Genomic DNA, 24,404 nt, shown 5'->3' on the forward strand with positions numbered 1-24,404 from the left:
CTTATAGCACGCGCATTCGAATTACGGGGGTCGTTCACAACCTTCACCCGAAGGTGTGGCCCGGTCTAGGGTCAGCAGCATGATTGATCACGCTCATGACCTGGCGTCTGTACGTGACGCGACCGATCGGCTGCTCACCGCGGTCGGGAAACTGGACAACGCGTCCGTGACGCAGTCGTCACGGCTTCCCGGCTGGAGTCGCGGCCACGTCCTCGCCCACCTCGCCCGGAACGCCGACGCCCTCGTGAACGTCCTCGAAGGACGCCCCATGTACGTCTCCGGCGAGGTCCGCGACGCCGACATCGAGCGGGACGCCCCGCGCCCACTCGACGAGCAGCTCGCCGACGTGCGCGAGAGCGCGGACCGGTTCCAGGAGACGGGCGCCACGCCCGCGGACTGGTCGCGCACGGTGGAGCTGCGGGGCGGAGTCACCGACTCCGCGTCCAGGGTGCCGTTCCGGCGGTGGATCGAGGTGGAACTGCACCACGTGGACCTGGGCATCGGGTACGAGTTGGAGGATCTTCCGGCGGAGTTCACCGAGCGGGAGACCGCGTTCCTCGCCGCCCGGTTCTCCGGACACCCCGATGTGCCGCCCACCCGGCTCACGGACGGCACGCGCGCGTGGCGCACGGGACGGGAGGCCGACGCCCCGGAGGTGACCGTCACCGGTCCCCCGGCCGGTCTGCTCGGCTGGCTCGCCGGTCGCCGTGAGGGCTCCGCGCTCGCGGTGGAGGGCGGCCCGCTGCCGGTGGTGCCGCCGCTGTAGCCGGCGGGGGGCGGTCCGCGGACCGGGCCGCCCTCCCGGCGCTAGGCTGCCGTCATGACGTACAGCGGAGAGGTCAGGGTCGGCGGACCCGCCGACGTGCACGAGCTCAAGGACCTGATGATCACCAAGGTCGCGGTCGGTCCGATGGACAACAACGCCTATCTGCTGCGCTGCCGGGCCACCGACGAGCAGTTGCTGATCGACGCCGCCAACGACGCGCACACGCTGCTCGGCACGATCGGCGACGACGGCATCGCGTCCGTCGTCACCACCCACCGGCACGGCGACCACTGGCAGGCGCTCGCCGAGGTCGTCGCGGCCACCGGGGCCCGCACCCACGCCGGCCGGCACGACGCCGAGGGCATCCCCGTGCCGACCGACGTGCTGGTCGACGACGGCGACACGATCCGGGTGGGGCGGGTGGAGCTCACCGCGCGCCACCTGGTCGGGCACACGCCGGGCTCCGTCGTCCTGGTCTACGACGACCCGCACGGGCATCCGCACGTGTTCACTGGGGACTGTCTCTTCCCGGGTGGTGTGGGGAACACCTTCAAGGACCCGGAGGCGTTCGCGAGCCTGATCCACGACGTGGAGGCCAAGGTCTTCGACCTGCTGCCGGACGAGACCTGGGTCTACCCCGGGCACGGCGACGACACGACGCTCGGCGCGGAGCGGCCGCACCTGCCGGAATGGCGGGCCCGCGGCTGGTGACCGGTGGCGCGGGAGTGCGAGCCCGGCGCTCGAAGCCTCCGTACGCGCCCCGTGTGAAGCGTTCGCACACACCCGCGGGCCGCGCGCGCTCCCCGCGCACGGGGCGGCGCGGTCGACTGGAGGCAGCCCCGCGCAGGACGACGGCTCCTGGGGCGGCACGGGCCGCCGGCCTCCCGATCCCCGCCCTCGGCCGGCGGCCCCGGCCTCAGGCCCTGGCCGCCCCTGCCCCGGCGAGGGTCGCGATCCGCTCCACGCCGAACACGTACCCCTGCACCCCGCATCCCGCGACGACTCCGTCGGCGCGCTGCGAGACGTAGGAGTGGTGCCGGAACTGCTCACGCTGGTGGATGTTGGAGATGTGGACCTCCACCACCGGCAGCCCGTCGCAGGTGTTGAGCGCATCCAGGATGGCGACGGACGTGTGCGAGTACGCGGCGGGGTTGATCACGATCCCGCAGTGGTTCAGCCGGGCCTCGTGGATCCAGTCGACCAGTTCACCCTCGTGGTTGGACTGCCGGAAGTCCACCGTGCCGCCGTGCCCGGCCGCCGCCTTCACACACAGGGCCTCGACGTCGGCGAGGGTGTCCGAGCCGTAGATCTCCGGCTGGCGCTGGCCCAGCAGGTTCAGGTTGGGGCCGTTGAGGATCATGATCGGGGCGTTGGCCAGGGTGCGGGGCACGGTTCCTCCGGTCCGTGAGAGGGGCGGCGGTCCTTGCGCGACCGCTGCTCGGTCCCCGGTTTATCACGGTGCGCCGACACGCCGGGCCGCCGTACCCTCCGCGCATGACGAGGATCGCGTACCCGCCCAAGCCCTCCCCCGGCGACCGTGTCGCCGTGCTGTCCCCCGCGTCCGGGCTGCCGGGACTCCTCCCGCTCCCCCACGAGTTGGGCCTGGATCGGCTGCGTAAGGAGTACGGTCTCGAGCCGGTCGAGTATCCGGCCACGCGGAAGATGGGTTCGACGCCCGCCGAGCGTGCCGCCGACCTCCACACGGCCTTCGCCGACCCCGGCATCAAGGCGGTGTTCACCTCGATCGGCGGTGACGACCAGATCACCGTGCTGCCGCTCCTTGACCGGGAGCTGATCCGGGCCAACCCGAAGCCGTTCTTCGGCATGAGCGACAACACCAACCTGCTCGCCCACCTGCGCAACACGGGAATCGTCGGCTATCACGGCGGCAGTGTCATGGTCCAGCTCGGACGCCCCGTCGCCATGCACCCGCAGACCGCCGACTCCCTGCGCGCGGCGCTGTTCACCTCCGGCCCCTACGAACTGCGGCCGGCCGAGCGCTGGAACGACGTCGGCCGTGACTGGGCCGACCCCGCGACCTTCGACGCCGAGCCCGAGATGCGGCCCGGGGCGGGCTGGTCGTGGGTGAACGCCGACCGGGTGGTCGAGGGGCGCACGTGGGGCGGCTGCCTGGAGATCCTCGCCTGGCTGCTGATGGCCGACCGCGAGATCGCCCGCGATCCGGCGGAGTACGACGGCGACGTGCTCTTCCTGGAGACGTCCGAGGAACTGCCGGGCGCCGAGGAAGTGTTCCGCATCCTGCGCAACATGGGCGAGCGCGGGCTGCTCGGCCGCTTCTCCGCACTGCTGATGGGCCGCCCCAAGACGTGGTCCTTCGAGCGCCCCAACAGCCCCGAGGAGGCCGCCAGATACGCGGCGGAACAGCGGGCGGCGGTGCTGCGCGCGATGCGGGTCTACGCTCCCGACACCTTGATCGTCTTCGACGTGGACCTCGGACACACCGATCCGCAGGTGGTCGTCCCGTACGGAGGCACCGTGCGGATCGACGGACCCGCGCGGCGCATCACCGTGACCTACTGACGCTTCGCCGTCGCCGGCCCGACAGGGCCTACTGCCCGACTGTGCCTTCTAGGGGTTGACGGCGAGTTCCAGGTACGCCGCGAACAGCACCAGGTGAACGCCTCCCTGCAAGGGCGTGGCCCGGCCCAGCACGACCGTCAGCGAGGCCACCACCACGGTCAGGGCGAGCAGCACCATGTGGATGGAGCTGAGGCCGAGAATCAGTGGTCCGGTGAGCCACACGGAGGCCAGGGCGACCGCCGGGATGGTCAGGCCGATGCTGGCCATGGCGGAACCCAGGGCGAGGTTCAGGCTGGTCTGCACCCGGTCGCGGCGCGCGGAACGCACGGCGGCGATGGTCTCCGGGAGGAGCACCAGCAGCGCGATGACGACGCCGACCACGGCGTGATGGAGTCCGGCGGCCTGCACTCCGTCCTCGATGGTCGGCGACACCCCTTTCGCGAGGCCGACCACGCCGATCAGCGCCAGGCCCAGCATCCCCACGCTGATCAGGGCCGTACGGGAGGACGGCGCGTTGGCGTGCCCCTCGACCGTGATCACCTCGCCCTGCCGGGTGATCGGCTGGAAGTAGTCGCGGTGCCGCACGGTCAGCGTCGCGATGAACAGGCCGTAGAGGACGAGCGAGGACAGTGCCGCGAAGGTCAACTGCACGGTGGAGAACTCCGGGCCGGGCGCGCTGGTGGTGAACGTCGGCAGGACCAGGCTGAGGGTGGCCAGGGTCGCCACCGTGGCGAGGGCGGCGCCGGTGCCCTCCGGGTTGAACACGGCGGTCCCGTGCCGCAGGGAGGCGACCAGGAGGCTGAGACCGACGACCCCGTTGCAGGTGATCATGACGGCCGCGAAGACCGTGTCCCTGGCCAGGGACGCGCTCTTGTCGCCGCCGTCCGCCATCAGGGTCACGATGAGCGCGACCTCGATGACCGTGACGGCGATGGCGAGGATTAGGGAGCCGAAGGGCTCCCCCACCCGGTGTGCGACCACCTCGGCATGGTGCACGGCGGCCAGGACGGACGCCGCCAGAACGATCGTGAGCAGTGCGACGACCGCGCCGGGCAGGTCGCGGCCCCAGGTGAGGGCCAGCAGCACGACCGCGATCACGGGCGTGACGGTCGTCCAGTGTGTGAGGAACGCCCTCGGACCAGTGACCATGCGCTGATCGTCGCAGAGGGTGACGGGCCCCGCATTCCGTGTCCCGCCCCCATCCCCATCACCTGCGCCGGGAGCGGCGCACGGCTTCTCGCCGTACGCCGCTCCCGGTATCGGTGTCGGTGTCGGTGTGTGTCGGTGTCGGTCTTCCCCCCGACCGGGGTGTACTCGGTCAGGCCTCGACGCTGTCCTTCGAGGCGTCGTCGCTCCCGGCGGCCGCCGCTTCCGCCTCGGCCTGCTTCTTGGAGGCGCGGAGGCTGGTGATCGTGGTGACGATCAGGACGGAGCAGATCACGCCGAGCGAGACCGGAATGCTGATCTCGGGGACGTGGACGCCGGATTCGTGCAGGGCGTGCAGCACCAGCTTGACGCCGATGAAGCCCAGGATGACCGACAGGCCGTAGGAGAGGTGCACCAGCTTCCTCAGCAGACCGCCGATGAGGAAGTAGAGCTGCCTCAGACCCATCAGGGCGAACGCGTTGGCCGTGAACACGATGTACGGGTCCTGCGTCAGGCCGAAGATCGCCGGGATGGAGTCGAGTGCGAAGAGCACGTCGGTGGTGCCGATCGCGAGCATCACGACCAGCATCGGGGTCATGATCCGCTTGCCGTTCTCCTGGATCCACAGCTTGGTGCCGTGGTACCGGTCGGCGACGCCGAAGCGACGCTCGACGGCCTTGAGGAGCTTGTTCTCCTCGAACTCCTCGTCCTCGTCGTCGGCCCGGGCCTCCTGGATGAGCTTCCAGGCGGTCCAGATCAGGAAGGCGCCGAAGATGTAGAAGACCCACGCGAAGCTGGCGAGGATCGCGGCGCCCGCGGCGATGAAGATGGCCCTGAGGACCAGGGCTATGAGGACACCGATGAGCAGAACCCGCTGCTGGTACTGCGAGGGCACCGCGAACTTCGCCATGATCAGGACGAAGACGAACAGGTTGTCCACGCTCAGCGACTTCTCGGTGATGAAGCCCGCGAAGAACTCGCCGGCGGGTTGGCCGCCGCCGAAGAGGAGCAGCCCGAGCCCGAAGAGGCCCGCCAGGGCGATCCAGACGCCCGTCCAGATCCCGGCTTCCTTGATGGATACGTCGTGCGGCTTGCGACCGATGAAGAAATCGACCGCGATGAGGGCGGCAAGGCCCACGATGGTCAGGACCCACAGGGTCACGGAAACTTCCACTTTGCCTCCGGCAGTACGTCACACGGCGGATGTCAGCGTCGTCGCTGCCGGAGGTCTCTTCCACCCGGGTCCGGGACGCGTGACGCGCCCGGAAGCCACGGGCCGACGCCCCGGGATCTGGCCTGATCCGTATTGACGGGTACGCCGCACAGACAGGGAGTACTCCCCTCCGTACGGACGACAGTACCCCATTCCCCAAGGGAAGGTAAAGAGATTTGCAAATAAAGCTCAAATGCCCAGCTCGGGAGGGGTCACCGACCCCACGAACGGCGGGCCGCCGCGACCTGGGTGAGCACCTGCTGAAGCACCTGGCTGCCGGCCGGGACGAGCGGCGGCTCGTACGTCCAGGCATGCCCGACCCACGGGTCGGCGAGGTGGTCGTCGGCCACGGGTGTGAGCCGCAACAGCGAGCGCCACAGCGGGTCGAGCAGCGGCCCGTACCCGGCGGCCTCCTCACGGTCGGCGACCATCATCAGGTGGACTCCGACGGCGGGACCTTCGTCGGCGAGGTAACGCAACTGGTTGACCGCCCGGTCGTCGAAGCCGTGCGGGAAGTCGTTGACGATCAGTAGCTGCTGGGAGGTGTCGAGACCGGGCGGGAGCGCGTCGGGAGCGCCGCCGCGCAGCGCCATCTGCACCAGGTCGACGCGCTGGGTGAGACGGGCGAGTACGTCCGCCGTCCCGGCGGCACCCAGGGCGGGCGGGGCGGCGAGCACCCCGGTCTGCACCAGCGGCGCCAGTGCCTGTGCCCCGGATCCGGCCGGATCGATGACGTGCACGGTGAACTCGCCCGCGGGGTGGATGGCGAGCAGCCGGGCCGCGTGGGCGACGGCCGTCTCCAGGCCCAGGCGCCGCGTTTCGTGCGAGTCGGCGAACGAGCCGTCCAGCGAGGCGGAGCGCCCGCTGTCGATCCACAGGCCCCGCTCCAGCGGCAGCCGGATCAGCATCGGGACGCGTATGTGCTCCGCCTCGGGCAGATGGAGATCACCCAGCCGCAGGGCCATCGGGATCTCCATGGGGACGCGGTAGGCGTGCCAGACGGGGTTGTCCCAGCGCGCGTAGGCCGCCGGCAGGGCGGGCTCGACCACCTCGGCCTCCGCGACGAGCTGAGCGACGTCCCGGTCCAGGACCTCCTTGGCCTGGGACACGAGCTGGCCGTGCCGGGCGCGCGCCGCTTCACGGGCGGCGTCGCTCTGCCCGCCGATCCGGCTGCGGGGGTCGGACAGGGCCTGGTCGAGCTCCTTCTCCATGCGGGAGTCGGCGAAGTCGACGGCGCTGCGGTAGGCGGCCGTGGTCCTGGCCAGGTCCTCGAACATGCCCCACACCTGGTTGTAGAGCCGCTCCTCCATGGACCAGCCGGTGGCGTCACCGGCGACGGGCCGGGCGGGCTGCCCGGGTTCCGCCGGGGGCGCGGTCGGCGGCGGCGAAGGCGGGGCCCCGGTGTGCCTGCGTGGGTGGCTGTAGTCGATCGGGCCGCCTCCGGCGGGCGCGGACGACTGGCCGGTGCCGGCGGAGTCCCCCGCCGGTCCGCCCGGGTACGGCTGCTGCGCACCGTGCTGTCCCGGCCCACCGGGTGCGTGCGGGCCGGGCGCGTGCGGGTGGGGCGCGTCGCTCTGGGCGTCGTACGGGGACGCCGGCGCCGCGGGGCCGGGGCCGGCCTGGGGCGCGGCGCCGTGGTCCGGGCCGTGCGCCGGGGCGGCGGCCGGCCGGGCGCGGTCACCGTCCGCGGTGCGTCCCGGAGGGGCCGGCACGGAACGCGCCAGCCCGCTCGCCACCGCCTCGTGGATGTTCCCCGCGAGTTGGTGGGCCTGGGCCAGGTTCTGGTCGGTGAGCAGCTCGGCGAGGCCGCCCGCGTAACCCTGACCGACGGCGCGCACCTTCCAGGCGCCCTGCCTGCGGTAGAGCTCCAGCGCGACGACGGCGGACTCGGCCTCCAGGCCGGTGACGGTGTAACTGGCGACTTCGTCGCCGTCGAGGCCGGTGACGGCGACGAAGGGGGCGGCCACGGACCCGAACCGGGCCGGGCCCTGCCCGCCGACGGGCAGGGCGAGCAGCACACTGACGCGGTGCACGGCGTCCGGCACGGCGTCCAGGTCCACCGCGAGGCGATGCTCGGCGGCAGCCTGCCGGGAGACCTCCAGGCCCGGCAGGGTGGGTGTGCCCGGGTGGGCGACCCAGTCGACGCCGTGGATGGTGCCGTTCTCGTCGCCGAGCGTGGCTCCGGCCACGATCGGCGTGCCGGCCGAGACCCGGATCTCGAGACGGGCCCGGGGAAGCGGGTGGTTCTGTCCCCGCGTCAGCTCGGCCGTCATCGCCTTCCCCCTGTGTCACTCATGTGTCACTCGTGATGTGTCGTGCGTCGTTCGCCCGTCCCCGCGCGGGGACGGGCGGTTCGAGTCGGGCCCGCTACAGGACGGGCAGGATCGCCGGCATCAGGTCCTGGAAGGTGCGGCCGTTGGCCGGGGTGCCGATGGCGGTCATGGACCAGCCCTGGCCCACGCGGTGCACCTTGGCCATGATCTGGGCCGTGAAGGCCCCGCCGCCGGCCAGCGTGTAGCGGGCGAGTTCCTGGCCGTTGGTCTCGTCGACCAAGCGGCAGAACGCGTTCTGCACTTCCTGGAAGGTCTGGCCGGTGAAGGAGTTCACGGTGAAGACGATCTGGTCGATGTGGACCGGAACACGCTGCAGGTCGACGAGGACCGCCTCGTCGTCGCCGCCCTGGCCGACACCGCCGACGAGGTTGTCCCCGGTGTGGCGCACCGAACCGTCGTCGCTCACCAGGTGGCGGAAGAAGACGACGTCGACCGGCTGCTTGTCCGCGAACAGGACCGCGGAGGCGTCCAGGTCGATCTCCCGGGTGCGCGAACCGAACAGGCCGCGCCGGGGAGCCGCCTGCCAGCCGAGACCCATGCGCACCGACGTCAGGCTGCCGCCGTCGCTCTTCTGCAGACTGATGGCCTGACCCTTGGTCATGTTGACGGTCACGCGCTGATCCCCTCTCGGACTGTCCCCTGTTGCCGCGGTACCCGCGGTTGACCAGAACCCTACGCAGGGGCACTGACAGCGCCCCACCCCGGTCCGCGCTTTGTGTCGGTCTTGCAACACAGCGCGTGCCCGGGCGGGCCGTCAGGCCAGGCCCGCCTCCTTCATCTGGCGCAGTTCCTTCTTCATCTCGGAGACCTCGTCACGCAGCCGGGCCGCGATCTCGAACTGGAGGTCGGCAGCGGCGGCCCGCATCCGGGCGGTGAGGTCCTCGATCTGTCCGGCGAGTTCCGCCGCCGGGCGGTCGGTCACCGCCGTCTCCTTGGCCCTGCCCCTGGCCGCCTTGGCGCCGCCCGTCGCCTGGCCGCCCAGCGCGGGCACGGGAGCCTTGGCACCCTTGCCGTCCTTCGACTGCCGGTAGCCCGAGCCGAGGAGCTGTTCGGTGTCGACGTCCTCACGGGCGATCTGGGAGACGATGTCGTTGATCTTCTTGCGGAGCGGCTGGGGGTCGATGCCGTTCGCCTTGTTGAACGCGACCTGCTTCTCGCGGCGGCGGTTGGTCTCGTCGATGGCCCTCTCCATCGCCGGCGTGATGCTGTCCGCGTACATGTGGACCTGACCGGAGACGTTGCGCGCCGCGCGGCCGATGGTCTGGATGAGGGAGGTGCCGGAGCGCAGGAAGCCCTGCTTGTCGGCGTCGAGGATCGCCACCAGGGAGACCTCGGGCAGGTCGAGGCCCTCACGCAGCAGGTTGATGCCGACCAGGACGTCGTACTCGCCCGCGCGCAGCTCACGCAGCAGTTCGACGCGGCGCAGCGTGTCGACGTCGCTGTGGAGGTAGCGGACCTGGATGCCGAGCTCCAGGAAGTAGTCGGTGAGGTCCTCGGCCATCTTCTTGGTGAGGGTGGTGACCAGGACGCGCTCGTCCTTCTCGGTCCGCTTGCGGATCTCGTACACCAGGTCGTCGATCTGGCCCTCGGTGGGCTTGACGACGACCTCCGGGTCGACGAGGCCGGTGGGGCGGATGATCTGCTCGACGGCGCCGTCCGAACGGGAGAGCTCATAGGCGCCCGGGGTCGCCGACAGGTACACGGTCTGTCCGATGCGTCCCTGGAACTCCTCCCACTTCAGCGGGCGGTTGTCGAGCGCGGAGGGCAGCCGGAAGCCGTGGTCGACCAGGGTCCGCTTGCGGGAGGCGTCGCCCTCGTACATGGCGCCGATCTGCGGCACGGTGACGTGCGACTCGTCGATGACGAGCAGGAAGTCGTCCGGGAAGTAGTCCAGCAGGGTGTTCGGCGGGGAGCCGGGCAGGCGGCCGTCGAAGTGCATCGAGTAGTTCTCGACGCCGGAGCAGGAGCCGATCTGGCGGAGCATCTCGAGGTCGTACGTCGTGCGCATCCGCAGGCGCTGGGCCTCCAGGAGCTTGCCCTGCTTCTCCAGCTCGGTCAGGCGCTCCGCCAGCTCCTTCTCGATGTCGTTGGCGGCCCGCTCCAGGCGCTCGGGACCAGCGACGTAGTGGGAGGCGGGGAAGACGTAGAGCTGCTGGTCGTCGCTGATGATCTCGCCGGTGACCGGGTGGAGCGTGGACAGGGCCTCGATCTCGTCACCGAACATCTCGATGCGGACGGCCAGCTCCTCGTAGACGGGGAAGATCTCGATGGTGTCGCCGCGCACCCGGAAGGTGCCGCGGGCGAAGGCCATGTCGTTGCGCGTGTACTGAATGTCGACGAAGCGGCGCAGCAGCTCGTCCCGGTCGTGCTCCTCGCCGACCCGGAGCGGGACCATGCGGTCCACGTACTCCTGCGGGGTGCCGAGGCCGTAGATGCAGGAGACGGAGGCGACCACGACGACGTCACGGCGGGTGAGCAGCGAGTTGGTCGCGGAGTGGCGCAGGCGCTCCACCTCCTCGTTGATCGAGGAGTCCTTCTCGATGTAGGTGTCCGACTGGGGGACGTAGGCCTCGGGCTGGTAGTAGTCGTAGTACGAGACGAAGTACTCGACGGCGTTGTTCGGCAGCAGCTCGCGGAACTCGTTGGCGAGCTGGGCGGCCAGTGTCTTGTTCGGCGCCATCACGAGGGTGGGGCGCTGGAGCTTCTCGATCATCCACGCGGTGGTGGCGGACTTGCCGGTGCCGGTCGCGCCGAGCAGGACGACGTCCTTCTCGCCTGCCTCGACGCGCCGGGCCAGCTCGGCGATGGCCGCCGGCTGGTCGCCGTTCGGCTGGTAGGGGCTGACGACCTCGAAGGGCGCCACCGTGCGTTCGATCTGGGAAACGGGCCGCATGGGTTCCACCGTACGACCCCGCACTGACAACCGGTCCCGATCAGCGGTTCTGCGGGGTGCGGGGGCGCCGGTGGACGAGGGGGCGGCGGGTGTGGCGCACGGGGTGGTGGGCCGGGTGACGGACATTGCGCGGGAGCGCGGTGTGGGCGGGGATGCCCGGCTTCCGCTCGACGGGGACCCCGGCGGGCTTCCCCATGACCATCAGCGGGTCGAACAGGACGACGACACCGGCGACGACGAGGAAGGCGAGGGGGCCGATCAGCATGGGGGCGAGCAGTTCGGCGGGGGACCCGCCGACGGAGGGCGCGGACGTGCCGGCGGCATGGACGTCGAGGGCGGCCATTCCCGTGTAGTGCATGCCGGTGACGGCCAGTCCCATGATCAGGGCGGCGCCCACGCTCCACCAGAAGCCCCGGACCTGTCCGGCCGCCCAGAGGGCGGCGGTGGCGGCGGCCATGGCTATGACGACGGACACGCCGACGGTGAACGTGTTGTACGTGAGCTGCCCGTCCAGATGCATTCCGGCCATCCCCAGGTAGTGCATCGAGGCGATGCCCAGGCCGGTGATGGTGCCGCCGGTGAACAGGGCCGTCCCGCGCGCGCCCCGGTAGCCGACGATGAAGATCCCGACGCCCACCATGACGATGGCGACGGCCAGGCTGGCGAAGGTCGTCAGCCAGTCGTAGCGGATCGGGGTGTGTTCGATCGTGAACCCCATCATCGCGATGAAGTGCATGGTCCAGATGCCGGAGCCGATCGCCGCCGAGCCGAGGGCGAGCCACCCGGGGCGCCAGGAACGGGTGACCAGCATGGCCCTGGTGGTGCAGCGAAGACCGAGGGCACCGCCGAGGCAGGCCATGAGGTAGGCCACGAGCGGTGTGACGAGTCCGTAGCTGAATCCGTCGACCGTGCTTTGCATGTGCGGCTGCCCTTCCGCCTACTTACGCCCCGGTTACGTCCCGGATTCTCCTGATGTGCGCCCCCTCCCGGGACCGCGCGAACGGTCAGGGCCGAGTGCAGAGAGTATGACTTCCACCGGAATGGTCGAACGATTCTCCGGCAAAGAATCACGGTCTCGCCCCAGTTGTGCCGCCCCGGTGTGCGTAGTTGAGCAACTCCATTCAGCCTGTGGCCATTCTGCACCCCTCTTCTGTTGACTCTCCGATGTCACAGTGGTGCTGTCCGTGATCGTTCGACGCGAGGAGTACGCATGCACGTGCGCGCAGTTGCCGTCACGACCACCGCCCTGCTGGGGGTCGCCCTCACCGCTCCCCTGTCGCACGCCCAAGCCGACGAGGCGGGCGACAGGGGGCCCACGGTGGTCGCCCACCGGGGTGCTTCCGGGTATGCGCCGGAGAACACGCTGGCCGCCGTCGACCTGGCGGCCGAGCTGGGCATCCGCTGGGTGGAGAACGACGTCCAGCGCACCCGGGACGGCGAACTCGTCGTCCTCCACGACGAGAGCCTGAAGCGTACGACCGACGTGGAGGAGGTCTTCCCGGACCGGTCGCCCTGGAACGTGAAGGACTTCACCGCCGCGGAGATCGCGCGGCTGGACGCGGGAAGCTGGTTCGGGTCCCAGTACGCGGGCGCGCGCGTGCCGACGCTGAAGCAGTACGTGGACCGCGTGGAGCACAACCACCAGAAGCTGCTGCTGGAGCTGAAGAGCCCCGGGCAGTACCCGGGCATCGAGCAGCAGACCCTCAAGGTTCTCGCCAACGAGGGCTGGCTCGACCGGCGGCATGTGGCGGGGCGGCTGGTCGTGCAGAGCTTCGACGCCGACAGCATCCGGACGGTCCACGATCTCAAGCCCGCCGTGAAGACCGGGTTCCTCGGCACCCCGCCCGTGTCGGACCTGCCCGCGTACGCGGAGTTCACCGACCAGATCAACCCGTCGCACGGCTCCCTCTCCATGAGCTACGTGTCGTCGGTCCACGCGTTCACGGGGCCGCACGGCAGGCCGCTGGAGGTCCTCACCTGGACGGTGAACGACGCGGACACCGCGCGCCGGGTCGCCGGGTACGACGTCGACGGCATCATCACCAACAAGCCCGACGTGGTGCGGGACGCCGTGGGCTGACCCGGGCGTTGTCAGTGGCCGGCCGTACGGTGGGCGCATGGACAGCCATGGGCACTACGAGCAGCAGGTCGTGTGGACCGTCGTCGGCACCGGCATCGGTCCGCTGCTGCTGGCCGCCACCCGCGACGGTCTGGTCAACGTCGTGTTCCACGCCACCGGCGCCGCGCGCGACCGGGCGCTCGAAAGGCTCGCGGCCCGGCTGGGCACGGAGCCCGTCGAGGCGCCCGGCTCACCGTTGCTGGCCGAGGCGATACGCCAGGTGGCGGCGTACTTCGCGGGCGACAGGCGCGACTTCGAGCTGCCGTTGGACTGGTCGCTGATCTCGGGCTTCAACCGGCAGGTGCTGCGCGAGCTGGCGTCCGGCGTCCCCCACGGCTCGGTCGTCGGCTACGGCGACCTGGCCGGCCGGGTGGGCCGGCCAGGCGCCGCACAGGCGGTGGGCATGGCCATGGGAGCCAATCCGCTGCCGGTCGTCGTGCCGTGCCACCGGGTCGTCGAGAGCGACGGCGGCATCGGCGGGTTCGGCGGCGGCGTGGACACCAAGCGGCGGCTGCTCGCGCTGGAGGGCGTGCTGCCCGAGCCCCTGTTCTGACCCGCGCCCTTGTTGTGAGAGGCGGCACCGGACGGGTGGGGCTACTCGTAGTGCCGGGCCTCGATGATGTTGCCGTCCGGGTCGCCGAAGTAGAAGCTTCGCCTGGCCATGCCGCGGGCTCCGTAGGAGTCGTAGGAGAGTTCCGAGACCGGAATCGACTGCTCCGTCAGCCGGACGCGCAGTGCGTCGAAGTCGTGCGCTGCCAGGGACAGGCAGATGTGGTTGACGGGATGTCCCGCACTGGCGTCGGCGCCGGGGACCACGCGCATGCGTTGCGCCATGGAGCGCGGTGCGAGGTCGAGGATGGTCTCGTCGTTGAGGCGCACGGAGGGGAAGCTCACGGTTCCCGCGGCGTACTCGGTGACCCGCAGGGGCTCCAGCCCCAGGTTCTTCTCGTAGAAGCCGGCCGCGGCGACCGGGTCGCGCACCCAGAGGACCACGTGGTCGAGACGTGTCGTGTTGTCCGTCATGGTTTCCAGACTCCTGCCCTGTCCCGAGAGCCGCAAGGGCCCGCCGCTGCACTGGCGGGGGTTTGGCCCGGTCCCCCGCCCGCCAGAGATGAGGGAGACCGGGCAGCCGAGGGAGAACCGTCGGACAGTCGGACAGGAAGCAGGCGCTGATGCTGGTGGTGTCGGAAGAGGTACGGGCGGCGGTCGACGCGCGTCGCCCCGTGGTGGCCCTGGAGTCCACGATCATCGCGCACGGCTTGCCGCGCCCGCGCAATCTGCTGGTGGCGCGGGAGCTGGAGGAGGCGGTGCGGCGGGAGGGCGCCGTACCGGCGACGATCGCCGTGCTGGACGGACGGCCCCATGTCGGCCTGGACAAGGAGCAGTTGGAGCGGGTCGCCAATGAGGACGGCATCCGCAAGCTGGGGCACCGGGACCTGCCGCTCGCGCTGGCCACCGGCGCGAGCGGGGCGACCACCGTGTCGGCGACCGCCCGGCTCGCGGCCCTGGCCGGCGTACGGGTGTTCGCGACCGGTGGACTGGGCGGCGTCCACCGGCAGTGGACGGTGACGCAGGACGAGTCGGCCGACCTGGGCCTGCTGGCCCGCACCGGGATCACGGTGGTCTGCGCGGGCGTGAAGTCCATCCTGGACGTGCCGGCGACCCTGCAACGACTGGAGACGCTGGGGGTCGCGGTGGCCGGATACGGCACGGACCGCTTCCCCGGCTTCTACCTGTCCGACTCGGGGCATCCGGTGGACTGGACGCTGGACGATCCGGAGCAGGTGGCGGCGGTCATGCGGGCGCAGGACGCGCTGGGCGGGCCGCACTCCGCGCTCGTGGTCGCCAACCCCGTTCCTCAGGAGGCACAGCTCGATCCCGCGCTCCACGCGCGTGTGCTGGCCGACGCGCTGCACGCGTGCGAGGCGGAGGGGATCACGGGCCAGGCGGTCACGCCGTTCCTCCTCGACCGTCTGGTACGTCTCACCGACGGCGCCTCGCTGAACGCCAACCTGGCGGCGGTGCGCGGGAACGTGCGGCTGGCGGCCCGGATCGCCGCGGCCTGGACCGGGGCATGACCGCGAAGCCGGACGGTGCGCTGCTGGTCGTCGGGGACGTCGTCACGGACGTCGTCGCCCGGCACCGGGGACCGCTGGCCGCCGGCACGGACACCGCCGCCTCGATCCGGCGGCTGCCCGGCGGGGCGGGTGCCAACGTGGCCTGCTGGGCCGCGTACGGAGGGTGCGGGGACGTGCGGCTGCTGGGCCGGGTCGGCGCCGACGCGTCGGTCTGGCACGAGCGGGAGCTGGCGGCGCATGGTGTACGTCCGCTTCTGGTCGTCGACGCGGCGGCGCCCACGGGGACGGTGATCTGCCTGGTCGACACGGGTGACGAGGCCGAGCGGACGTTCCTGACGGACAGCGGGGCGGCGTTGCGGATCGGGCCGGACGACTGGTCGGACACGCTGCTCGACGGCGTGGGCCGGCTGCACCTCTCGGGCTACCTCCTCTTCTCGGAGCCGAGCCGCGCCCTGGTGTCGGCCGCCCTGGCCGCGGCCCGCGCGCGTGGGGTGCCGGTCAGCCTGGACCCGGCGTCGGCCGGGTTCCTCACCGGACTGGGCGTCGACCGTTTCCTCGGCCTGGTCGAGGGTGTGGACGTCCTGCTGCCCAGTCGTGACGAGGCATGCCTGCTCACCGGGCTGCCCGACACGGCGGACGCGGCGGCGAAGCTCAGCCGGCACGTTCCGCTGGTGATCGTCAAGCAGGGCGCGGAGGGGGCCCTGGTGGCCCGGTCCGGCACCGTGAGCACGCGGGTCGCCGCCGTCACGGCGTCGCCGCGGGACAGTACGGGCGCCGGTGACGCCTTCACCGGCGCGTTCCTCGCCGCGCTGCTCGCGGGCGCGGAGCCCGAGGAGGCGGCGGTCGCGGGGTGCCGGGCAGGGGCGCGGGCGGTCGAGCGGGTGGGCGGGAGACCGCCACGGACGGCCGACCTGTGACCGGCTGACCTGTGACCGGCTGACCCGTAGGTGCGGGAAGCGGCGACAGATGCGGGAGGTGCGGGAGCCGGCGGATGCGTCGGGAGCCATCGAGGCTGCCTGCGGCGCGGGTGGGACCGGGCCGAGACCGGGGCCCGCTCCCGCGGGCCTCCTTGTTCTTCTTATCCTTTGCGGTTCTTCTTATCCTTTGCCTTATCCTTTGCGCCCCCACGCCGAGATCATCGGGGCCGTCGCGAGGTCCATGTCCCCGGACGCGACGTTCGCGAGGTGGCGGTCGATGTCGTCGTGGGTGGCCACCCCAGCGGCGACCAGTTGTTCGCGGATCTGACGGACCGTCGCGGACTCCAGAGCGGCGCACGCGGGTGAGGTGAGCGGAAAGTAGGCGTCGGCCTCCACCCGGCGCAGCCCCGCCTCCCGGAGCAGACGGGGCAGCCGACGGCCGTAGGAGAGGTCGGCGCCACGACGGGAGAGCAGCTCGCGGAAGCCGTGCCGCAGCCGGTTCGCCAGTTGCTGCTCGGGGCCGTGCTCGTCGGGGCAGAGCAGGGGCTGGAGCGCCGGGTCGGCGTCCTCGACCAGGAGGCGGCCGCCGGGACGCAAGGCCTTGATCATCGACTGCAACGCCCTTTCCCGGTCGGGGACATGGACGAGTACGAGCCTTGCGTGCACCAGGTCGAATCCCTCCCCCGGCGGTTCCTCCGCGCCCGCGTCGTGCACCCGCACCTCGACCGGTGGCCGGCCGGCCGGCGCGACCCGCGAGGTGTCGATGTCCGTCGCGAGGACCCTGCCGGTCGGGCCCACCTTCTTGGCCAGCCACGACACCACGGAGGTGCCTCCGGCCCCGACCTCCCAGCAGCGCCAGCCGGGGCCGACGCCGAGCGTCTCCAGGTGCCGGAAGGTCGTGGGGTCGAAGAGCGTGGCGAAGGCGTCGAAGCGCTCCGCCGCCTCGGCCTGCCCGTTGTCGAGGAGGTATCCGTCGGTTCGCGTCATGCTGGGATCATCCCAGTTGTCCCGCTCGTCCGAAGGGGGCGACGCTCCGGCACGAGGGGCCCTCCGAGCCGGCCGGGCGGAGAGCGCGTGCGGGCCCGAACGGCCCGTCCACAGGCGGGAACAAAGCGGAATCCTCCGTTTCCACAGGCTCGTTCGCCGTATCCGCCGACCTGGCAAACTGGCCTGCCAAGGCGCGGGAAGCACGGCGCGAGGGGACCCACGCGAGGAGATTCGGATGACCATGGCAGGCAATCTGCGGAAGGTCACGGGGCTGGGCAGGGCCGGCGGCCTCCGGAAGGTGGCACGGCTGGCTCGGCGGCGGCCGCGGGTGGACCTGAGCCACCCCGCCCGCTCCCCGCTGGGTTCCTCGGTGGTGAACTGCGTGACCTACCGGGACGGTGTCCGCACCCCCGAGGGCGGCGATCCGGTCGACGTGGTGGCGCGGATGCGCAGGCGCGGAGCGGGCTTCGTCTGGCTCGGCCTGCACGAGCCGACGGACCAGGAGTTCGAGGGCGTCGCGGAACTCTTCGAGCTGCACCCGCTGGCGGTCGAGGACGCGATCGAGGCCCACCAGCGGCCCAAGGTGGAGCGGTACGAAGAGACGCTCTTCGCCGTGTTCAAGACGGTCTGCTACGTGGAGCACGAGGAGCTCACGGCCACGAGCGAGGTGGTGAGCACCGGCGAGATCATGGTGTTCGTCGGCCAGGACTTCGTGATCACCGTGCGGCACGGGCGGCACGGCTCGCTGGGACCGTTGCGGGAGGGGCTGGAGTCCGATCCCGCGCAGCTCGCCAAGGGGCCGTCGGCGGTACTGCACGCGATCGCGGACCATGTGGTGGACGACTACCTCGGCGTCATCGAGTCGGTCCAGGCGGACATCGACCATGTCGAGACGGAGGTGTTCGCGGAGAACGGCGCACGGGTCGACCCCGGGCGCATCTACCAGCTCAAGCGTGAACTTCTGGAGCTGAGGCGGGCCGTGGTGCCCCTCGGCCGGCCGCTGGAGGAACTGGCCACGCGGCCGTTCCGCGTGGTCGAGCCGGAGATACAGGCCTACTTCCGCGACGTCGCCGACCACCTTCTGCGGGCCACCGAGCAGATCGCGGCCTTCGACGAACTCCTCAACTCCATCCTCCAGGCGCATCTCGCCCGTGTGACGGTCGCGCAGAACGAGGACATGCGGAAGATCACGGCCTGGGCCGCGATCGTCGCCGTGCCCACGATGGTCTGCGGCGTCTACGGCATGAACTTCGACCACATGCCTGAGCTGGGCTGGCGGTACGGCTACGGCCTGGTCATAGGCGTGATAGCCGTCGCCTGCCTGGCGCTGCACCGTGGCTTCCGGCGCAACGGCTGGCTCTGAGCCGCCGCGACGGACCTGCCGTGCACCGCGGGCGTCAGCCGTTCCACGCGGGATGCCGTGGGTCGTCGGCACGCACCAGGACGTCGGCGGAGGAGGAGGGGTCGGTCTCCTCGTCGTAGCGCTCGTAGGCGGGCAGGGTCCAGTGCTCGGTCCCGGGGGTGCGGCGGCGCAGGGCGCCGGGGGTGAGGAAGAGATGGACGCTCAGATCTAGGGGGAACCAGTGGCGCAGCAGGAAGGGACCGTGGAGCAGCAGCGCACCGCCGGGCGGGAGCTGGGCATAGGGGCTGCGGGTGGCGCGGTCGGTGACCGGGTCCCACAGGTCGGGCAGGACCCGCCCGTTGCCGCCGGGCCCGAGGGGGTCGAAGACCTCGCGCCACAGGGCGCCGGTGTCGTACCAGCCGTTGTAGTAGGACTCGACGTCCTGGTGCCCGTACTCCAGACGGAGCGAGGCGGGGCGCAGGAAGCCCTCCGTCGCGACGACGAGGGCGGGGCGGCCGCGGACGCGCAGCGCCTCGGAGACCCGTTCGGCGAGGTCGCCGGGGCGGGCGGCAGGGGCGCCGTCGAGGGCGACGCGGGTCCAGGCGCCGCCGTCGGCGGGCTCGAGGTCGAGCAGGCGCTCGGCGAGCCGCTCGCCGAGCCGGTCCCAGGTGATCGCTTCCAGTCGCACCCGCCCATCATGCGTCAGTCGCCGCTGCGTCCGCGTGGACGTTCGCGCATGGGCTCGCGGCGCTCGGCCATGGTCACCGTGCCGGTGCGGAGGTTGACTTGGGGTGATCGGCGGCCGGGCGAGCCGGGCGGGCAGCTACTCGACGGGTGGGACGGGTGGGAGTGGACACGACATGATCGACGGACCGTACTTCGTGCTGACGGTGCTGGGCTTACTCGGGACCGGACTGGCGGCCGGGGTCTTCTGCGCCTTCTCGACCTTCGTCATGCGGGGGCTCGCCGCGCTGCCGCCCGCGCAGGGGGTCGCCGCGATGAACGCGATCAACACGGCCGCGGTACGGCCGGCCTTCATGTGCGTGTTCCTCGGGACGGCGGTGCTGGCGGCGGTGATCGCCGTGGTGACGTTCGTGCTGTGGCCCGAGGAGACCGCGGTGGAGCTGCTGCTGGGCAGCGCGCTGTACCTGGCCGGGTCGTTCGGGGTGACCATCGCCGCCAACGTGCCCCGCAACGCGGCGCTGCTCCGGCTGGAGCCGGGTTCCGCGCAGGCGGCCGCGCGGTGGCCGTCGTACGTGCGCGAGTGGACGGCCTGGAATCACGTCCGTACGGGCGCCTCGGCCGCCGCGGCGGTGGCGTACGTGCTGGCCCTCACCTGAGGGAAGGACGGCGCGCCGCCACCGCCGGGGGTGCCGTGGTCGAGGAGTCGTCTGGTGCTCTGCGCGCGGGGCGGGCCGGTCGTATCGTGGAGCGCGAGAGCGCCGCCCGACGGCGCACGGCCAGCCACCCCGTACGCAAGGAAGACGGCCATGGCCGATCCCAAGGGTTTCCTGACGACGCCCCGCGAGGAGTGGCCCCGCAGGCCTGCCGGGGAGCGGGTCCGGGACTGGAACGAGGTGTACGTACCGGGCGCGCTGCTGCCGATCGTCGGCCGGCAGGCCGACCGCTGCATGGACTGCGGCGTCCCCTTCTGTCACGAGGCCTGTCCGCTGGGCAACCTGATCCCGGACTGGAACGATCTGGTCTCCCGGTCGGACTGGCGCGCGGCGAGCGAGCGGCTGCACGCCACGAACAACTTCCCGGAGTTCACCGGCCGGCTGTGCCCGGCGCCGTGCGAGGCGGGCTGTGTGCTCGCCATCAACCAGCCCGCCGTCACCATCAAGAACGTCGAGTGCGCGATCGCCGACCGGGCCTGGGAGGAGGGCTTCACCCCGCCGCGGCCGCCGGACCGGCTGTCCGGGAGGACGGTGGCGGTGATCGGGTCGGGACCCGCGGGTCTCGCGGCGGCGCAGCAACTGACCCGGGCCGGGCACACCGTCGCCGTGTACGAGCGGGACGACAGGGTCGGTGGGCTGCTGCGGTACGGCATCCCCGAGTTCAAGATGGAGAAGCGGCACCTAGAGCGGCGCACGGACCAGATGCGGGCCGAGGGGACGAGATTTCGTACGTCGACGGCGGTCGGACGGGACGTGGGCGCCGCCGAGCTGCGGACCCGGTACGACGCGGTGGTGATCGCCACCGGGGCGACCGCGTGGCGGGAGCTGCCCATGCCCGGCCGGGAGCTGGCCGGGATTCATCAGGCGATGGAGTATCTTCCGCTGGCCAACCGGGTGTGCGAGGGCGACCTGGAGTCCTCCCCGCTGTCCGCCGCCGGGAAGCACGTCGTCATCGTCGGCGGTGGCGACACGGGCGCGGACTGCCTCGGTACGGCGGTGCGGGAGCGGGCCGCGTCCGTGACTCAGTTGGACATCTACGCGCAGCCGGGCGCGGAGCGTGACGAGGAGGCCGAGCCCTGGCCGACGTATCCGCGGCTGTACCGGTTGTCGGCGGCGCACGAGGAGGCGCGGGACCTGCGGTCGGCGCCTGCGGCGGACGCGGACGCGCGGCTGTTCGCGGCGTCCACACTCCGCTTCGCCGGCGACGCGAAGGGGCATGTGTGTTCGCTGCACCTGGTCGGGGTGGACGCCGGGCGCCGTCCGCTGCCCGGCACGGAGCGCTCGCTCCCCGCGGACCTGGTCCTCCTTGCCCTCGGTTTCTCGGGGCCCGACCGCGAGGACGGGCTCGTCGAAGGGCTGGGGCTGGAGATGGAGCCCCGTGGCACGATCGCCCGGGACCGGGACTTCGCGACCAACGTGCCCGGGGTGTTCGCCGCCGGGGACGCCGCCCGCGGGCAGTCGCTCGTCGTATGGGCGATCGCGGAAGGGCGGGCGGTGGCGGCGGCCGTCGACCGCCACCTGTCCGGCGGCAGCACCCGGCTACCGGCCCCGGTCGGCCCGTACGACCGACCGATGACGGCCTGACCGACCGATGACGGCCTGACCGACCGACGACGGCCTGACCGGCCGACGACGGCCTGACCGTTCGATGACGGCCTCACCGGCCGGTGACAACCTCACCGTCCGGTGACGGCCGAGTGCCCGTCACCGGCAACCCCGCCCCCGTCACGGCTTGCGGGCCACCGCGCCGTACCCCGGGATGACCCCGTCCTCCTGTCCGGCGGCCGGTTCGCCCAGTCCCGGGTGCCGCACCTGTGGCACCTCGGGCGTGAAGTCGCGGGCGTCGCGTGGGTCATCACCAGGTGACTGCCGGAGGGCACCCCGGCCAGCAGCCGGCGGACCAGGGACAGCGCGACGGTCCGCTCGAAGTCCAGGATCATCCCGCGAGCGTCGGGTGCGATCTTCTGGGCGACCTGGTGCAGGTTGGGCTCGGTAGGGATACCCGTGCCGACGTCCAGGACTGCCGGATGCCGTCGACCGGGTGGTTGTCCTTTCCGCCGGGATACCAGTCGACGCACTCCCAGGTGTTGAGTCCTCGTCGCGATGGGTGATGAACTCTGTGCCAAATCCGTGCCAAACAGCTTAAAAACAACAATCAACAGGGCGCACGTCTCAAGACAGCAGGAAGTCCGCCTCTCCCGCCTTCGCCCCCTCGATGAAGGCCGTCATCTCGGCCGAGGTGTAGATCAGCGCCGGCCCGTCCGGATCGGTGGACTGCCGGACCGCGACCCGGCCGTCGGAGAGCTTCATCGCCTCCAGGCAGTTGCCTCCGTTGCCGCCGCTCCACGGCTTGTGCCAGCCCTCGCTGCCCAGGTCACGTGCGGGCATGCCGTTGTAGATCCGCTCGGCGCGGTTGCGTGGCGCGCGCTGGGGTTTGATGCGATTCATTCACAGCTCCTTGCGGAGATCCCGGAGGATCTCCTTCGTGCGATGTGCCGTGGCGGCCTGCGCCGCCATGCGGTCCATGACCTCGAGGTGGGTCGCCACCTCGGAGCGCGCATCGAGATAGACGGCGCCGGTCAGGTACTCGCTGTAGACCATGTCCGGCAGTTCCGGCATGGCGAATCGGAAGAGCACGAAGGGCCCGTACGTGCCGGGGTGCGGCCCGCTGGCGAACGGGGCGACCTGCAGTGTCACGTTGGGCAGCTTCGTGGCCTCGAGCAGCCGGTCGATCTGGGCGCGCATCACCTCCGGGCCCCCGACGGGGCGGCGCAGCGCGGTCTCGTCCATCACGACCCACAGCCGGGGTGCGTCCTCACGGGTGAGCAGTCCCTGGCGTTGCATGCGCAGGTCGACATGGCGCTCGATGTCGTCGGGCCGGGTCTGCCCGATGGCGCCGGAGCGCAGCACCCCGCGCGCGTAGTCCTCGGTCTGCAGCACCCCGGGGACGAAGTGGGGCTCGTAGGCGCGGATCAGGGCGGCCGCGCCCTCCAGGCTGACGTACAGCGAGAACCAGCCGGGGAGGATGTCGTGGAAGCGCTGCCACCACCCCGGTTTGTTGGCGTCCTCGGCCAGCCGGACGAACGCGTCGGCCTCCTCGTCGCCGACACCGTAGGCCTTCAGCAGTAACTGGAGGTACGGGATCTTGAGGGCGACCTCGGCCATCTCCATCCGGCGGACCGTGGCGGGGGCGACACGCAGGATGCGGGCGGCTTCCTCGCGCTTGAGACCGGCACGTTCCCGCAGTTCCAGCAGGCGTCGGCCGAGTACGACCTGGCCGACCGTCGGCGCGGACCGCGGCTCGCTCACCGCCCACCTCCTGAAGAGTCCCGAAAGAGTCCTTGCGTCCCTGTGCCCTGGTGCGGACAACCCCCGCGTGCCCTGGTGCGGACAGCCCGGCGGCGCCATTCGAAGACCTGTTCGAAAACCGGGGAAGGTCTTCGACGGCCTGAAGTGGCGCCGCTCGACGTGCTGTTGCGAGCAGTGTGCCACGACCGTCCAGAGCGTCACACAGCACTCTGCATTTTTCAGAGTGACACTTGCCAAGTGTTCACGGCGGGGCGATAGTGGCAAGCGTGATTCCGTCCGCGCCCTTAGGAACAGACGCCACCGCGGGCTCCCTGGGCCTCGGTGCCGCCATGGGAGCCGGCTCCTCGGGAGCCGCCGCCGCCGAGCGCCGGTTCCGTTTCGAGCTGGCCGCTCATCCGGGCTCTCCCTCACAGGCCAGACGCCTGACCCGGGCCCGGCTGAGCGGCTGGTCGGTGTGCGAGGACACCTGTGACACGGCGGCCCTGGTGGTCTCCGAACTGGTGACCAACGCGATCGTGCACACCGCGAGCAGACACATAGTGTGCGAACTGCACGACATCGACGACCTGGTCCGCATAGCCGTGCGGGACGAGGGCTGCGCCCCCGGCCAGCCCCACCCCACGGCCGATCAGCAGCCCGAGGACGAGCACGGCAGGGGACTGCTCCTCGTCGACGCCCTGTGCGACGCCTGGGGCGCCCACGAGCACGGTCCCGGACTGCTGGTCTGGGCCGAGCTGCCGCGCAAGGCCGACGGACCGCGCGACCCGTCGGAGCCCCACAACGACCTGGGCTGGGGAGCCCGCCCGAAGCCCGGCCCCGCGGACGACGCGGGGGACGAGGGCGAGGCGGAGGCAAGCCGTCGCGAGGTATTCCGCGGAACGGGGACCGAATGGCTATGAGGGCTGCGTCCGGGATCCGGCCGCTGGGTCTGGACACGATGATCCGCCTCCAGCGCGGACGAACCGCTCCCGGGACGCCCCTGAGGCTGCCCGTGCCGGACGGCATGACGGCGCCGCTGGGCTGCGACGCGGTGGCGGTGCCCGCCCGGCTCGGTCCCCTCGTACTGCCCCGGCTGCCGCGGGTGGGATGCGTCTACGGCGACGAGGCGCACTGGTGGTGGATCGTTCCGTCCGACTCCGACTACGCCCTGGAGTGGCCCGCGCCCGCGCGCTACGCCACCGGTGCGGTCATACCCGACAGCCCGGGTCTGCCCGGCCTCATCCACCGCTCGGACGGCACGGTCCCCTACACCCCGCCCATTCCGCTGTACCTGGCCCTGTGCCGGCTGACGAACACGACGCCGACCTGGTCGCGCCCGGTGAGCGCGTAGGCGCCTGCGAGCGACGGCACCGGACCGCGTACC

Annotated in this window: 24 protein-coding genes and 1 pseudogene; 12 read left to right on the forward strand and 13 right to left on the reverse strand. The window is 71.5% G+C overall.

What is annotated here, in order from left to right:
* Positions 1–79 precede the first annotated feature (79 nt).
* Both KUM40_RS35280 and KUM40_RS35285 read left to right on the forward strand, forming a co-directional pair.
* Positions 80–766, forward strand: coding sequence for a maleylpyruvate isomerase family mycothiol-dependent enzyme (locus KUM40_RS35280; protein WP_217170385.1), 687 nt, complete (start codon positions 80–82; stop codon positions 764–766).
* Positions 767–820: 54 nt separating this feature from the next.
* On the forward strand, positions 821–1,477 hold the full coding sequence (locus tag KUM40_RS35285) for an MBL fold metallo-hydrolase (RefSeq protein WP_217170386.1): 657 nt from the start codon (positions 821–823) through the stop codon (positions 1,475–1,477).
* Between the two features lie 205 nt (positions 1,478–1,682).
* Here KUM40_RS35285 and aroQ read toward each other — a convergent pair whose 3' ends face one another.
* The gene (gene aroQ, locus KUM40_RS35290) at positions 1,683–2,156 is read right to left on the reverse strand and encodes a type II 3-dehydroquinate dehydratase (RefSeq protein WP_217170387.1); all 474 of its coding nucleotides are present in this window, start codon (positions 2,154–2,156) and stop codon (positions 1,683–1,685) included.
* A 104-nt stretch (positions 2,157–2,260) separates the two neighbouring features.
* Here aroQ and KUM40_RS35295 point away from each other — a divergent pair, with 104 nt between their 5' ends.
* Complete coding sequence (locus KUM40_RS35295) at positions 2,261–3,307, forward strand: S66 peptidase family protein (protein ID WP_217170388.1); 1,047 nt, start codon at positions 2,261–2,263, stop codon at positions 3,305–3,307.
* A 48-nt stretch (positions 3,308–3,355) separates the two neighbouring features.
* Here the strand turns inward: KUM40_RS35295 and KUM40_RS35300 are convergent, their stop codons facing one another.
* From KUM40_RS35300 to KUM40_RS35325, 6 genes are all read right to left on the reverse strand, one after another.
* Positions 3,356–4,456 carry a calcium:proton antiporter gene (locus KUM40_RS35300; RefSeq protein ID WP_217170389.1) on the reverse strand — a complete coding sequence of 367 codons (1,101 nt, stop codon included), beginning with the start codon at positions 4,454–4,456 and terminating at the stop codon, positions 3,356–3,358.
* 169 nt (positions 4,457–4,625) lie between these two features.
* Complete coding sequence (locus KUM40_RS35305) at positions 4,626–5,627, reverse strand: TerC/Alx family metal homeostasis membrane protein (protein WP_217170390.1); 1,002 nt, start codon at positions 5,625–5,627, stop codon at positions 4,626–4,628.
* Positions 5,628–5,878: 251 nt separating this feature from the next.
* Positions 5,879–7,939, reverse strand: a complete 2,061-nt coding sequence (locus KUM40_RS35310) for a TerD family protein (RefSeq protein WP_217170391.1) — start codon at positions 7,937–7,939, stop codon at positions 5,879–5,881.
* A gap of 94 nt (positions 7,940–8,033) precedes the next feature.
* Complete coding sequence (locus KUM40_RS35315) at positions 8,034–8,612, reverse strand: TerD family protein (protein WP_217170392.1); 579 nt, start codon at positions 8,610–8,612, stop codon at positions 8,034–8,036.
* A gap of 141 nt (positions 8,613–8,753) precedes the next feature.
* Positions 8,754–10,892, reverse strand: a complete 2,139-nt coding sequence (gene uvrB, locus KUM40_RS35320; protein WP_217170393.1) for an excinuclease ABC subunit UvrB — start codon at positions 10,890–10,892, stop codon at positions 8,754–8,756.
* A gap of 40 nt (positions 10,893–10,932) precedes the next feature.
* A complete protein-coding gene (locus tag KUM40_RS35325; RefSeq protein WP_217170394.1) occupies positions 10,933–11,811 on the reverse strand; it encodes an MHYT domain-containing protein in 879 nt (292 codons plus the stop codon).
* A gap of 291 nt (positions 11,812–12,102) precedes the next feature.
* Here KUM40_RS35325 and KUM40_RS35330 point away from each other — a divergent pair, with 291 nt between their 5' ends.
* Positions 12,103–12,972, forward strand: coding sequence for a glycerophosphodiester phosphodiesterase family protein (locus tag KUM40_RS35330; protein ID WP_217170395.1), 870 nt, complete (start codon positions 12,103–12,105; stop codon positions 12,970–12,972).
* Positions 12,973–13,009: 37 nt separating this feature from the next.
* Positions 13,010–13,564, forward strand: coding sequence for a methylated-DNA--[protein]-cysteine S-methyltransferase (locus KUM40_RS35335; protein ID WP_217170396.1), 555 nt, complete (start codon positions 13,010–13,012; stop codon positions 13,562–13,564).
* A 41-nt stretch (positions 13,565–13,605) separates the two neighbouring features.
* Here KUM40_RS35335 and KUM40_RS35340 read toward each other — a convergent pair whose 3' ends face one another.
* A complete protein-coding gene (locus KUM40_RS35340; RefSeq protein ID WP_217170397.1) occupies positions 13,606–14,034 on the reverse strand; it encodes a VOC family protein in 429 nt (142 codons plus the stop codon).
* Positions 14,035–14,183: 149 nt separating this feature from the next.
* On the opposite strand from KUM40_RS35340, the gene KUM40_RS35345 reads away from it, so the two are divergent.
* Positions 14,184–15,089, forward strand: a complete 906-nt coding sequence (locus KUM40_RS35345; RefSeq protein WP_217170398.1) for a pseudouridine-5'-phosphate glycosidase — start codon at positions 14,184–14,186, stop codon at positions 15,087–15,089.
* Positions 15,086–16,006: a carbohydrate kinase family protein gene (locus KUM40_RS35350; protein ID WP_217170399.1), complete on the forward strand. Its 921-nt coding sequence runs from the start codon at positions 15,086–15,088 to the stop codon at positions 16,004–16,006. Before KUM40_RS35345 ends, KUM40_RS35350 begins: the two co-directional genes overlap by 4 nt.
* A 192-nt stretch (positions 16,007–16,198) precedes the next feature.
* Here KUM40_RS35350 and KUM40_RS35355 read toward each other — a convergent pair whose 3' ends face one another.
* A complete protein-coding gene (locus KUM40_RS35355; RefSeq protein ID WP_217170400.1) occupies positions 16,199–16,993 on the reverse strand; it encodes a methyltransferase domain-containing protein in 795 nt (264 codons plus the stop codon).
* A gap of 235 nt (positions 16,994–17,228) precedes the next feature.
* On the opposite strand from KUM40_RS35355, the gene KUM40_RS35360 reads away from it, so the two are divergent.
* Positions 17,229–18,356, forward strand: coding sequence for a magnesium and cobalt transport protein CorA (locus KUM40_RS35360; protein WP_217170401.1), 1,128 nt, complete (start codon positions 17,229–17,231; stop codon positions 18,354–18,356).
* Positions 18,357–18,390: 34 nt separating this feature from the next.
* On the opposite strand, the gene KUM40_RS35365 is transcribed toward KUM40_RS35360, so the two are convergent.
* Complete coding sequence (locus KUM40_RS35365) at positions 18,391–19,023, reverse strand: uridine kinase (RefSeq protein ID WP_217170402.1); 633 nt, start codon at positions 19,021–19,023, stop codon at positions 18,391–18,393.
* 172 nt (positions 19,024–19,195) lie between these two features.
* Between KUM40_RS35365 and KUM40_RS35370 the strand changes: the two genes are divergently transcribed.
* Together KUM40_RS35370 and KUM40_RS35375 are read left to right on the forward strand one after the other, a co-directional pair.
* Complete coding sequence (locus KUM40_RS35370) at positions 19,196–19,675, forward strand: DUF1772 domain-containing protein (RefSeq protein WP_217170403.1); 480 nt, start codon at positions 19,196–19,198, stop codon at positions 19,673–19,675.
* 150 nt (positions 19,676–19,825) lie between these two features.
* Positions 19,826–21,316 carry a glutamate synthase subunit beta gene (locus KUM40_RS35375; RefSeq protein WP_217170404.1) on the forward strand — a complete coding sequence of 497 codons (1,491 nt, stop codon included), beginning with the start codon at positions 19,826–19,828 and terminating at the stop codon, positions 21,314–21,316.
* Between the two features lie 141 nt (positions 21,317–21,457).
* Here KUM40_RS35375 and KUM40_RS35380 read toward each other — a convergent pair.
* The 3 genes and pseudogenes from KUM40_RS35380 to KUM40_RS35390 all read right to left on the reverse strand — a co-directional run bounded on the left by KUM40_RS35380 (position 21,458) and on the right by KUM40_RS35390 (position 23,041).
* A pseudogene (locus tag KUM40_RS35380) lies at positions 21,458–21,860 on the reverse strand (SAM-dependent methyltransferase).
* A gap of 44 nt (positions 21,861–21,904) precedes the next feature.
* Entirely contained in the window at positions 21,905–22,180 is a 276-nt protein-coding gene (locus KUM40_RS35385) for a DUF397 domain-containing protein (RefSeq protein ID WP_217170405.1), read from the reverse strand.
* Positions 22,181–23,041 (reverse strand): helix-turn-helix transcriptional regulator, encoded by an 861-nt coding sequence (locus KUM40_RS35390; protein WP_217170406.1) that lies wholly within the window; start codon positions 23,039–23,041, stop codon positions 22,181–22,183.
* Positions 23,042–23,298: 257 nt separating this feature from the next.
* On the opposite strand from KUM40_RS35390, the gene KUM40_RS35395 reads away from it, so the two are divergent.
* The gene (locus KUM40_RS35395) at positions 23,299–23,940 is read left to right on the forward strand and encodes an ATP-binding protein (RefSeq protein WP_217170407.1); all 642 of its coding nucleotides are present in this window, start codon (positions 23,299–23,301) and stop codon (positions 23,938–23,940) included.
* On the forward strand, positions 23,937–24,371 hold the full coding sequence (locus KUM40_RS35400) for a hypothetical protein (protein ID WP_217170408.1): 435 nt from the start codon (positions 23,937–23,939) through the stop codon (positions 24,369–24,371). Before KUM40_RS35395 ends, KUM40_RS35400 begins: the two co-directional genes overlap by 4 nt.
* The last annotated feature ends 33 nt before the right edge of the window (positions 24,372–24,404 follow it).

Source organism: Streptomyces sp. AC512_CC834 (genome assembly GCF_019049325.1).
GTDB lineage: Bacteria > Actinomycetota > Actinomycetes > Streptomycetales > Streptomycetaceae > Streptomyces.